The following is an 11,928-nucleotide window of genomic DNA, read 5'->3' as shown; positions in this document are numbered from 1 at the left end:
TCTTCAGGGACCGAAGTCATGCCCCAGGCAAGCGGATTGCAGTTCACCGCCCGTGTAGGCGAATTCCCCTCCGATCATTTTGTCGTGGTTGGCTTCGCGCTGACCGAACGGCTGTCTGATCTGTTCCATGGCCGGTTACAGCTGGCCAGCACCGACCCGGATGTAGCCGCCGCCGACGTACTGGAACAACCGGTCGACCTGGTGGTGTGGCAGAACGGCCAGCCCCTGCGCCGGTTCACCGGCGTGGTGAACGAATTCGTTCGGGGCGACACCGGCCACCGCCGCACCCGCTACGAAGTGGTGATTCAGCCGCCGTTATGGCGCCTGGGCCTGATGCACAACAGCCGCATCTTCCAGACCCAGGCCACCGACGCCGTCGTGCGCACCCTGCTCGAAGAGCGGGGCATTGTGGATTCCATCTTTGACGTCAAACGCCCACCGGAAGAACGGGAATACTGCGTCCAGCACCGGGAAACCGACCTGCAGTTTCTGGAACGGCTGGCCGCCGAAGAAGGCTGGCACTACCGCTACCAGCACGGCAGCGTGGATGGCGAAGAACAACCGGCGTTAATCCTCGCTGACCACCATGGCGACGCCCCGAAACTGGACCCGGTTACCTGCAACACCAAAGCCGGTGGTAGCACAAAGCAGGCCTGCGTGTTCCAGTTCGCCTACCAGGAACGGGTGCGGGCTTCATCGGTGGCGATGAAAGACTACACCTTCAAAAACCCCGCCTACGCCCTGATGCATGAACACAGTGCTGCCAACGCGAATCACCGGGAAGACTACCAGCACTACGACTACCCCGGCCGCTACAAAGCCGACGCCAGCGGCCAGCCGTTCACCCAGAACAAACTGGATGCCTTGCGAAACGATGCGTCTATGGCCAACGGCAAAAGCAACCGCCCGGACTTCACCCCCGGCGCCAAAGTGGCACTGCAGGGCCACGACAGCCAGACCCTGAACCGGGAATGGCTACTGACCGCCATCACCCACACCGGCAAACAGCCCCAGGCCCTGGAAGAAGAGGGCGGCAGCGAACCGACCAGTTATGCCAACGAATTCACCGTCATCCCGGCGGACAAAACCTGGCGGCCGTTGTGCAACCACAAACCGCTGATGGACGGCCCCCAGATGGCGCTCGTCACCGGTCCCGAGGGTGAAGAAATCCACTGCGACCAGTATGGCCGGGTGAAGGTAAGATTTCCGTGGGATCGATACTCAAAGAACGATGAACACAGCAGTGCTTGGCTGCGCGTGACCCAGGGCTGGGCCGGTGGCCAATATGGCTTCATGGCCCTGCCCCGAATCGGCCACGAGGTCATCGTCAGTTTCCTGGACGGCGATCCGGACCAGCCCATTATCACCGGTCGCACCTATCACGCCACCAACACACCGCCGTACGCGCTGCCGGAGCACAAAACCCGCACAACATTGAAAACCAAAACCCACAAGGGCGAGGGCAGCAACGAACTGCGCTTTGAAGACGAAGCCGGCGAAGAGCAGATCTACGTGCACGCCCAGAAAGACCTGGACCTGCTGACGGAAAACAACCGCACCGAAGTCATCAGGAACGACAGCCACCTGACGGTGGAAAACAACCGCTTCAGCCACACCAAAGCGGCAGACCATTGCACCACCGACGGCGAAAACCGGCTGTCCGTTGGCGCAGACTGCAGCCAGACCGTGGGCGGCACCTACCATCAGAAAACCGCCCGTACCATGGCCTCGGAAGCCGGCACCGAAGTGCATCACAAGGCCGGTGCCAAGGTTGTGCTGGATGCAGGTGCTGAGCTGACGATTTCCGGGGGTGGAAGCTTTATCAAGCTGGACCCCAGCGGCGTGACCTTGAGTGGGCCGGGGATCAAGATTAATTCCGGGGGCAGCCCGGGGAGTGGTTCGGGGCAGAGTTCAGTTGCTCCGGAACTGCCTGCAGTGCTTGATAGAGATCGGGCAGCAATGCAGCAGTCTCCTGAACTGGCAATGGTTCGTCAGCGTAAAGGTGCCTCTCCCGAGCAAACGGAGTTTGAACAGTTACCGGGCTCTGATCGAAAGCTGATTATTGATGTGATTGGTGGGCACTTGGAGCGGGATTCAGTAGAGGCGGTGAAAGGAAGCGAAGGAGGGGAGAGCGTATGACGGACACGGTGGATTTCTCAGATGAGTCTCTGGATCGCTCAATTCTCAGAAGAGCGGATTATGACGATACAGATCCCAAAGACCTGGTGCTGACGATCCCCAAGCGTGACGGCGGCAAGATATCTGTTCCTCTTCTCAAGCAGGCAAGATCCAATATTGAGCGGGACGATTATCAGGAAAATACGCTGCTTCGAGTAAAGCCTCTGGCGGAGATCGCCAGTAATCTGCCGGTCAACAGTGGCGGCGTTAACGTTTATCAGGGCAAAGCTGTGGCAATGCTTCGTCCCGGGTATTTGTACATTTTTCGCAAAGGCCGACTCTGGCGAGAGCTGGAGATCGACGAAAAATCGCGTTTTAGTGACGTGGATCTTGAGGCCGTTCGCGCGGAAGTGATGGACCCTGGCTCTGGTCTTCGGATTATCAGGCCCTCCAGTGGCGATTGGCTCGACGATCTATTGATACCGGTTTTCCTCCAGGGACAGGCTGTCATGCACGACTTCCGCATGGCGTACAGCGAAGTTCAGTGGGATTGGTCCTATATCGAGCAGCTTGAACAGAACGAACCCGCCTGCAAGGCTAGAACAACCGGTGTAGGTCCAGCCTGGGCTACATCCAGTGTAGAGGGCCTGAACTTCGAAAGCGGCTTTGTGGCGTCCAGGGTTGAGGATGTATCGGAACTTAGGGAGAGGGACCTTGGCATCGAGTTGATGCTGGAGAACCCGAGTAATTATGTGTTGGGTTTTGACGGTCCGGCAGACGTTGAACTTTGCGTCAAGCTCGGCCGGCTGCTTGAAGCACCGTTCGACCTAAGTTGTGAGCCAGGCGAGGACCAGTTGGGCGCTTTGAGACAGCAACCGGGGATTGCCTGCCTGGCGCTGCCAGATCCTTTGTTCGAGGTCCGGCACTCCTTGTCGCAGCTTCATCTTGCCCTGCATTATATGGATGCCGTGGATGCCTCCATTCGGGACAATCCGATGGCGCACTCTGCAATGCTTATCCGCCAGGCGATTTTCGACCCTCGACCCAATGGCCAAAACCCCTTCGCCCAATATGCATCGGCTGTCGACCGCTCCAAACTGGATCAAACCCTTAAAACTGAAGAAAAGCAGTATGCCATCGCTGTGATTGACCGGCACCTCGACACGCTCCGCCGACTGCTGAGCAGCGGCGATTACGATGCAGTGCTCGAGGATTACCGGACCTGTCAGGATGTAGCAATTTGCGAGGGATACCTGTTGGTTGCGGATAACCTTAATCTGCTTCAGCAAATTCCGGGCGTGCTCCAGGCCCAGGGCGTTGTCGGTAGGGACTGGGTTCTGCAGGAGCTCCGCCGCTGGGTTCTTGAGGGCGCATTTTTGAGTAAGTGGGCTCCTGAAACTGCAGAAGAAGGTGCCGAACCTTTGATGCAAAGCCTTGAAAAGCTGGTTCAGGATACGGCAGACATCGATGAAGAGCGGTTGAATCGGCTGAATATGCAGTCTTTGGTTTACCTTGAGAAACAGTTAAACGAGCAGCACAGTGAGACCGAGTCCGGGATCAGAGGCGTCGCTAATGCGGGTAAAGTGAGCGGTATGATCGCAGGCTCACTCAACGAGTGGAGTTCGGCACTGCTTGCAGTTGGTAAGCGCCTGATGGAAGGCGGGCATATTCAGGAAGTTGAGCTCCCAAGAATCATGCAGGGAGCCCGCTCAAACTTCGCACTCGGGGACCCCAGCCTGAGGCGCATCGATGTAATGACGCGGGCGGATGCGACCCTTTCCGGCTCTATCGTCGGTGTTTACAGCAACGGAATGAAACGCGGTCTGACAGACTTTGATCGAACTGAGGGTGTTCTCACAAGAGCCAAGGATTACCTGTACGCCGACTTGATGGATGATTCTGGCCGGATGGTAGGCTCCACAAGCCCCGCGCGGATGTCCGACGAGATCGAGGAATCGATCCAAAGGGTCGCTGGCACAAGCTCGGTATTCGTAGCACCAGATGATCATCCAGAGGCTCGAAAGTTGAGTTTGTTGAAGGTTGATTTTGCGAAGCGCGCAAATGAGGTGGTTGACGGGCCTGCGGTGTCTAGAGGGTTGGTGGTTTTAGCGGCTTTTAACGTTTTCCTTGAATTTCAATCCTTCTTGAAGGCTTACGATTCAGAACAAAGAAATGCCACGTTGTCTTTTGCAAAGGCAGCAGGCGGCGCAGGATCAGATTTGATTGCCGCGTCATTAAAACTCAGTGAAATACTAGGTCGATCCGCTGCGGCAAACGGTGGAACTACGGGACTAGCCTACAAAATAGCGTCTCGCCCTTTGTTCGATATGAAAAATTGGCTTTTAGTAGGAAAACGGCTCAGGGCTGTCAAAGCCGGAACTTTGGTTAGAGTTGCAGGCTTAGCTACGTTCGTCGCAGGCGCGATCGGCGCCGGATTGAGTTTCTGGGAGATGCGCATCAGTCTTTCAAATCGGGATTTCGATGCTGCCACAGGACACGCCATCGCAATGACTGGTAGTTTAATTGTCCTTGCCTCCCCGCTCATGCACACGTTGTTGGCAATTCCCGGCTGGGGATGGGCTATTTTTGGTCTAGCTATGGCGGTTGGTGGTGGTCTCTATGCAGGTTCAGTAACTGACAACACCTTCGAACAGCTGATCAAGCGAGGTCCCTGGGGAACTCATCCTGACGACTCGCTGCCTGGCCGGGACGATAAAGCGTATTATAGTCAGTTGCTTGCGTTGCTCTCACCAATTGAAGTGGTAGCGCATCGATATGCTGACGTGGAGCCGGACCCAGGGTTGGTGCATCAGGCCTATCCACCAGAGCCAGAGGACTACGTAATTACTATTCGCCTACCGCTAGTCAGCCGTCTTAGGTTGCAACAGGAATGCACTGAGGGCCTACCTGCTAGCCCCTTCAGATTGGTGGTTCAGGAAATCGCATACCTATCAACGACAACTACTGTTCCCTCTCAAGGATTAATGAATTCACACACCACCACCAAGGTGGTTGATGCAACGCCCCTCATTAAAGTAACTGCCCGTCAGTCGCTGCCCCAGCAATCAGCGGTGCGTTTCTTGGTCAAGCGTGAGATTCAAGATAGCCATTACCAGCGTCCCTATCTTGAAGAATCTGTGACTACCCGCGTTAGAGTGGGACTACAGGCAACACTCGACACAGAGTTAGGGCCACTGGTTTTTCCCGCACCTCTGTTTGAGAATTATGAGCCGTTCGACGTTGCACGGCACGGCCAGCCACCTTCCAAAGAAATGAACGTTTGGAATACCGATATCCAACCACAATCTCCGTATTGGTACTTTGCTGAGGTCACTGCATGAGTGAGGGTTTGAATATCTCCTCGTATTCTAGCGAGGCATTTCGCGCCAAAAATATTAACCCCCTGCCGGTATCTCCTGGCAGTCGGGAGAGGATTGGAGAAGAATTGCAGCCCATTGGTGTCTATGCGGGCGCAATCCCTTATCTTGGAACCATTCAGGACGTCGCGGCGCTTCAAGATCATGAGACGTCTGATCCGGAGTTTACGTCAAGTGACTGGTGGTGGAACCACCAACGCATTCGGTTTCTGAATGAGAAGTTTGGGTTTAAACTTTTACTGTTAATCGTTCCTTTTGTCTGGATCTTGACGCTGGTCATTGGTGGGATGGCATTAATCGGGTGGGGTGTGCTCACGATTGCCGGTGTGTATGACCTACCAGGCCTCCTTGTTGGTATTTTAGGTTTGATACTCGTACCAGGATGGATGTTGATCTCGTTCTGGATCGCGAGGCCAACCACAAACTGGCTCATGAGCACCGGAATGGGCTTCGTATTGAAGCCCTTCGAAAAAGCCATCAACAAAAGCCTGGACAAGACCCTTGACGACGGCTGTAGCGAATTCAACCGAATCACCGGCCAGGTTCAGCTGGCCCTGGGAGGAGGGCGCTTTTTCCGGGCGCCGTTCGTGGAGTTTGATGCCTATGTTGACCGTGTTATCCAACAAAGCGGTGTCTTCTACCGTCTGATTCTGGTGCATCGTTACACCCAGAAGTCCTTTCATAAGATGGCGTTCAGCTCCATTGAGCCCAGCAAATCAGAGGTACTGGCCACCTGGGATATGCTGCAGACCTACATGGATGTGACGCAGCCCCTGCCAGATGTACCACGGCTGGAACCATTCCGACACCTGGATCCTGTCACCGCTGAACATGACCTGCACACCTGCCGTAACCCTCGCTTCTGGCGCGATCTGGATTTGGAAGCCTGGAGGGAAGGAGAGGGCAAGGAATGGCTGAAGCGGCAGGAGGAATATCCCTGGAATAAGCGCAAGTGCCGGCTCACGCCGCAACTCGGTAAGATCTCGATGGCGGAATACCGAAAGCTACGCCCGGCAGATGCCTGGCCGGTTTGAAATGCTATGGCGAGGCAGTCCCTGCCTCATGAATCCGCCGTGCGTTTTTTGGTTAAACGAGAACTCCAGAGCAGCAGCTTCCAGAGTTTTGGGTATCAGGAGGAGGTCAGCACAGTGGTACGTGTTGGCTTGCAGGCCGTGGTGGATACGGAACTGGGCCCCGTAGTCTTTCCCGCGCCTGTCACGGGGAATTACGAGCCCTATAATGATACCCGCCATGGCCGTGCACCAGATAAACCCAGCCGTATTGTTAATCCGCGTTCTGAGCCATTAGCACCGTATTGGTTTTTTAGGGAAGTTTCTGTATGACCATGCCAATGGAGACACAACATTACGCTTCGACTGCCTATCGGTCTGATCAGGTGATCGAGCTACCGGAAACTCGGACTAAACGAGAACGAACGGGTGACGAGCTTCAGCCGTATGGTGCTTACGCGAACGTTAATCCGTATCACCGAATCGTGGGGGATATTGATACCGTTCAGTCCAGTGAACGAGACGATCCAGAATTCTATAAGGAACACTGGTGGTGGGATCACCAGCGATTGCGTTTCCTAAATGAAAAAATGGGGCTCAAATTTCTGATATTGCTGGTGCCATTTACTTGGATATTTACACTTCTTATCGGGGGGGTGGCTTTAGTTGGTTGGAGTATAATTAGTGTTTCTGACTATTTTGAGTTGCCAGCCTTTCTTTTCACGCTATTGCTCGTAGTCTTAGTGCCTTCATGGATTTTCTTTGCATTCTGGATCATCCCCCCTACCACCAATTGGCTTATGACCAACGTCGTTGGCGCCCTCCTGAAACCCTTTGAGAAAACCCTGGAAAAGAAGTTAGACGAAACTCTGGAAGACGGCTGCAGCGAGTTCAACCGGGTTGCCGGGCAGGTAAAGTTTGCCTTGGGCAAGGGGCGTGTTTTTGAGGCCCCGTTTGTGGAGTTCGATGCCTACGTGGAGCGCGTGGTGCAGCGGGGCGGCATCTTCTACCGACTGATGTTCGTGCATCGGTACACCCAGAAGCAATTCAATAAAACGTCTCTGAGTAATATCGAGGCAGAGAAAACCGAGGTGCTGGCCCTGTGGGATATGTTGCAACGCTACATGGACGTCACCCAGCCCCTGCCAGATATGCCCCGGCTGGAGCCGTTTCGTCACCTGGACCCGGTGACCGCCAAGTACGACCAGACGATTGGCCGTAACCCCCGCTACTGGCGAGACCTCGACCTGGAGGAATGGCAGGAGGAAGCGGGAGCGGAGCTGTTGAAAAACCAGCGGCAGCATGCCTGGGGCCGTAGGCAATGCAGAGTCACTCCGCAATTAGGCAGTGTGGATATGCCCACCTATCGCCAGAGTCGGCAGGAAACGGCCTGAGGGTGCTTGGCCAATTTAACGTTACAAGGAGAGTAAACAATGGACTATCAAATCAAAGAACTCATGAAGCAGGGCTTAAGCCGAAACGAAATCTTCGAGCAGCTCAAAAAGCAGTCGGGCAATCAAATGCGTCTGGCTAATAAGATCGCAACGTTCGAGCATGGCTCACCGTCTATGCAAACCGTCCTGCTTAACCGGATCCTACTGACGCTCTGCCTGCTTCAGGCGTGTTTTGGGATTTGGGTGATCTACTCCAACGTGGTCCCGATGGATGAGGAGTTCGGCTGGCAAGCCATCGTCGCAACGTTCATTCTAACGATTTTCTATTTTGTCGGCCTGTTCAGAAAGTCTTTCACCGGGTATGCCTCATTTATTCTGCTCTGTATCACTGTTGCTGCTGGCTATGTCTATTTCTTCAACCATTTCCCGGTCGTCTCGATCGTGGGTGTTTTGCTGGCCGTTGCCGGGGGGGCGCTCTCGTACACGAACAAGGTCCGACTGTTTCCTCACATGGGATTTATGGATGTGAGGAAGTGTAAAAGTGGGACGTACATCTTCGAGTAACGGCTTCTTACTCGGGCGGGGCCGATTTAAAAAGGTTTTCGGTTCTGTCATGGCCCATCGAACACCGGCGCCATGACAGAATCAACGGGGCTTTACCAGCTCCCGACATTCTCCATGCTTGCCCAGGGCTCCCGAGCCGGCAGTGCCTCGCCTTTCTGCAACAATTCAATAGAGATACCATCCGGCGTTTTGATGAACGCCATATGGCCATCCCGTGGCGGGCGGTTGATGGTTACGCCGTTGGCCTGGAGTTTCTCGCACAGGGCGTAGATGTCGTCAACGCGGTAGGCCAGGTGCCCGAAATTTCGGCCGCCGGTGTATTCTTCCGGGTCCCAGTTGTAGGTCAGTTCGATCATGGGCGCTTTGTCTTCCCGGGCCCGGGCTTCGTCTTCCGGGGCGGCGAGGAACACCAGGGTAAAGCGGCCTTTTTCATTGCTTTTGCGGCTGATTTCCACCATGCCCAGCAGGTCGCAGAAGAAGTGGAGTGTGTCGTCCAGGTTGCTCACCCGAATCATGGTGTGCAGGTATTGCATAAGGTTCTCCTTCACTTGCATCGTTCTGAATGGTGTCTGCACCAGTTTACGGTATTCTTCGGCTATGACTAAAAATGAAATGATCGAGACGTTGCTGGCGTTCAAGATACCTGCTGTCCGACACCTTGCCTGGTTGTGTCTGGCGCCTCAGTTATTGCGGCATGAGTTCAGCTTCAATCCGTCGGCGCATCTGGCACCCGGGTTTCTGACGATGCTCAAAGAATGGGAGAAGAATCCTGAGGCTCTGCCTCCGCGGTTGGCGGAAAGCCCGGAGCGCCGGCTTGGCCATTATGTCGAGCGTTTGTACGAGGTGCTGCTTCGGGATCTGCTTGGGTGGGATATTATCCTGCAAAACCAGCAGATTCGTGCGGGCGACCGTACTCTGGGGGAGCTTGATTTTCTGGTCCGCAATCGCGAGTCGGGGCAACTTGAACATCACGAGATTGCCATCAAGTTCTATTTGGGTTTCCGGGGGGAGGAAAGCCAGACCCGATGGTTCGGCCCCAACGCCCGGGATCGTCTGGATTTAAAAACGGATCGGCTGGTGAACCATCAAAGCCAGCTGTGCCGGAGGCCTGAGACGCTGGATTTATTAGCCAGTCTCGGCATTTGCGAACCTATCGTTCCCCGCATCTTCATGCCGGGGTACTTGTTCTATCCGGATGAACAAACGGTACCGGCACCTCCGGCTCAGGCACCGGCGTCTCACCTTCGCGGCCGTTGGCTGTGGGTTGACGAGGCGCGGCAGCAGAACCGCACCTGCTGGGTGCCTCTGGATAAACCGAACTGGATTGGCCCTTGGGCCCAGCCGCAGGCTCCGGATGTGTCTTTGGGGAAGAGGGCGCTTGAGCGTGTTGAGGCACTTGGCACGCCCCAGTTGTTCGCGATTCTGGGTGAATGCGAGGACTCCGGTTCTTGGGTGGAAAAAGATCGGGTGTTTGTGATGCCGTTGCCATGGCCGAAAGTGGCCGACTAATACCATGGCAGTAGCCGCCCTGTTCACAGAAACAGGTCCCGGGCGTTGTCAGCGGGAACGACGGATTTTAGAATCCATCGCTGTCAGAGCGGCGTCAGGACGATGCCGGCAAGCCAGGGAAGGAGAATAATCAATGGAAGATTGGCAAGGATGTCTGTCTCCCGAGTGTCAGACCGCGTTGTTGATGGCCCGTGACAACGTTGTGCGCCGGGGTGGCTCGGTGATTACCGCTGAAGATTTTTTGCTGGCATTACTCGATGCCGTCCCCGCCATTCCGCCGTTTCTTCAGCGCCAGAGTATTGATCTGGACGAACTGGTACGCACCATTCAGGGTGAACAGCCGATTGTGACTGAGGTAGCCGGGGATGGAGACCTGTCCTCCCAACTGATCTACTGGATCGCTTCGGCAAGAGAGAATGCCCGGGAGTCTTGGCTGGATTGGCCAGGTTTGTTGCGGGCGCTCACTGCACAGTGTGAGCGTTTGCAGGATAAAGCCTATGTGGCTGTTCTGGAACTGGTTGGCCACTGGCCGGCGGCCAGTGATGTGTTCACCGCAGCCGGGTCTGACCCGCTTTTTGATCCGGTAGCTATCACCGATACCGGTTGGTTAGGGTTGTCGGAAGACGTGGCGGTGGCACTGGCTGCCAATCCCGAGGCGCTGATTTGGGTCCGCGGCGTGAGGGGTGCCGGCAAGACCGCCTGGCTGCAGTCCCTGCTTGCAACCCCGGGGCTGTCCTGGGTGCAGGTTGATCCGCGACGGGAATCCGAAGTGTTGTCATGTGACCAACCGGTTCTACCATCCGGGGGTGCAGCGGCGGACCACTGGCCGGCGTTGGTGTTGGATAATGTCAGCCCGGAAGATTTGTTGGTATTGATCGCAGAGCCTCTGGGGCTGATGCGCACTCTGGTTTCCGACTGGAGCGGGCCTATTCTGTTGGTGGGGTGCGGTTCGGAGCCGGATTCGGGTGCTGGGGCACGGTTGGGCCGGATACTGGGCCGGGATCTCGAGGTTCTGGAATTGCCGATGGTGAGTTCATACCAGCGAAAGGCGATTCTGACCGCGCATCAACCGGCCATTGAAAAACGCTGGGGTGTTCAGATTTCACAGGCTGCTCTGGATTACGCGGTTTCCAGGCAGAGCCGCTGTGTGAGCAGCCCGGGAGGCTTGCTTCAGTGGGTTCGGCGAGCCTGTGCGCGGCTGGATTTATTCGCCAACCGGGGCTCGGTGTCGGCGCTGTCGCTGGCAGGCCAGAGAGAAACCTGTCGCCGTCAGTCCCTGGTTGCCATGGCTCGCGGGGAAGATGCCATCACTCCGGAGCAGGAGGCCGAGGCGTTGAGGATTGACCAGGTTGCAGCGGATATCACCTGGCATGAGCGCAAGCGCAACGGAACCTTGCGAAGATTGCTGGTGGAAGACCTGCGAGAGGAACTGGAGCGGTGGGTTGCAGCGAGGCCCGGGCCGGTTCACTATGTGCGGCATTGCGAACAACAGCAGGGAGAATCCTTGGGTGCAGGATCTGGAAATCTACATTCGTGACCTTGAACCGGCCGCCGTGTCTGGCTGGCTGGAGGGGCAGCTTGATGAACTGCGTCTGGACGACGCTGATGTCGGTTCCGTGGTTAAGGGAAGCGCCCGGTATAGCGGAAATCGAGTGCGAATTACGCTTTACCCGGGCGCTTTTGGCAAACGTTTCACCTCGCTGCTGTTGGAGGGGGATGAATTGCCCTGGAACAGCGACCTGGATTGTGCCCGCAGTGCCTGGCGCGCCATGGATACCGAAATCCGTTGTAGCCCGGGCGAGTGGAAAGAGGGAGATCCGGTGGAGGATGAAAAGTGGTGGCGGCTGGATCAGCGTGGTGAGCAGTTAGTGGTCTGGAACTGAGAAGCATAGATTCCTGTACGAAAAAAGCAGCCTTGAGAGGCTGCTTTTTTCTTGGCGTGAGGGGCTGAGAGGC

Annotated in this window: 9 protein-coding genes; 8 read left to right on the top strand and 1 reads right to left on the bottom strand. The window is 55.9% G+C overall.

Annotated elements, in window-relative coordinates; all coding sequences use genetic code 11:
- The first annotated feature begins 18 nt into the window (after window positions 1–18).
- The 5 genes from ACP2AU_RS12395 to ACP2AU_RS12375 all read left to right on the top strand — a co-directional run bounded on the left by ACP2AU_RS12395 (window position 19) and on the right by ACP2AU_RS12375 (window position 8,463).
- Entirely contained in the window at window positions 19–2,139 is a 2,121-nt protein-coding gene (locus ACP2AU_RS12395; RefSeq protein WP_426376517.1) for a type VI secretion system Vgr family protein, read from the top strand.
- On the top strand, window positions 2,136–5,459 hold the full coding sequence (locus ACP2AU_RS12390) for a hypothetical protein (protein ID WP_426376514.1): 3,324 nt from the start codon (window positions 2,136–2,138) through the stop codon (window positions 5,457–5,459). Before ACP2AU_RS12395 ends, ACP2AU_RS12390 begins: the two co-directional genes overlap by 4 nt.
- On the top strand, window positions 5,456–6,529 hold the full coding sequence (locus ACP2AU_RS12385) for a hypothetical protein (protein ID WP_426376513.1): 1,074 nt from the start codon (window positions 5,456–5,458) through the stop codon (window positions 6,527–6,529). Before ACP2AU_RS12390 ends, ACP2AU_RS12385 begins: the two co-directional genes overlap by 4 nt.
- A 776-nt stretch (window positions 6,530–7,305) precedes the next feature.
- Window positions 7,306–7,899, top strand: a complete 594-nt coding sequence (locus ACP2AU_RS12380) for a hypothetical protein (RefSeq protein ID WP_426376512.1) — start codon at window positions 7,306–7,308, stop codon at window positions 7,897–7,899.
- A gap of 39 nt (window positions 7,900–7,938) precedes the next feature.
- Window positions 7,939–8,463, top strand: coding sequence for a hypothetical protein (locus ACP2AU_RS12375; RefSeq protein WP_426376511.1), 525 nt, complete (start codon window positions 7,939–7,941; stop codon window positions 8,461–8,463).
- A 92-nt stretch (window positions 8,464–8,555) separates the two neighbouring features.
- Here ACP2AU_RS12375 and ACP2AU_RS12370 read toward each other — a convergent pair whose 3' ends face one another.
- Window positions 8,556–8,996: a VOC family protein gene (locus tag ACP2AU_RS12370; RefSeq protein WP_426376510.1), complete on the bottom strand. Its 441-nt coding sequence runs from the start codon at window positions 8,994–8,996 to the stop codon at window positions 8,556–8,558.
- A 64-nt stretch (window positions 8,997–9,060) separates the two neighbouring features.
- On the opposite strand from ACP2AU_RS12370, the gene ACP2AU_RS12365 reads away from it, so the two are divergent.
- The 3 genes from ACP2AU_RS12365 to ACP2AU_RS12355 all read left to right on the top strand — a co-directional run bounded on the left by ACP2AU_RS12365 (window position 9,061) and on the right by ACP2AU_RS12355 (window position 11,855).
- Window positions 9,061–9,972, top strand: coding sequence for a DUF1853 family protein (locus tag ACP2AU_RS12365; protein WP_426376509.1), 912 nt, complete (start codon window positions 9,061–9,063; stop codon window positions 9,970–9,972).
- Window positions 9,973–10,105: 133 nt separating this feature from the next.
- Window positions 10,106–11,509: a hypothetical protein gene (locus ACP2AU_RS12360; RefSeq protein ID WP_426376508.1), complete on the top strand. Its 1,404-nt coding sequence runs from the start codon at window positions 10,106–10,108 to the stop codon at window positions 11,507–11,509.
- Window positions 11,481–11,855, top strand: coding sequence for a hypothetical protein (locus ACP2AU_RS12355; protein WP_426376507.1), 375 nt, complete (start codon window positions 11,481–11,483; stop codon window positions 11,853–11,855). Before ACP2AU_RS12360 ends, ACP2AU_RS12355 begins: the two co-directional genes overlap by 29 nt.
- Window positions 11,856–11,928 lie beyond the last annotated feature (73 nt).

This window comes from Marinobacter sp. VGCF2001, from assembly GCF_049943275.1.
Classification (GTDB): domain Bacteria; phylum Pseudomonadota; class Gammaproteobacteria; order Pseudomonadales; family Oleiphilaceae; genus Marinobacter.
This window is presented reverse-complemented; position numbering and strand designations above follow the sequence as displayed.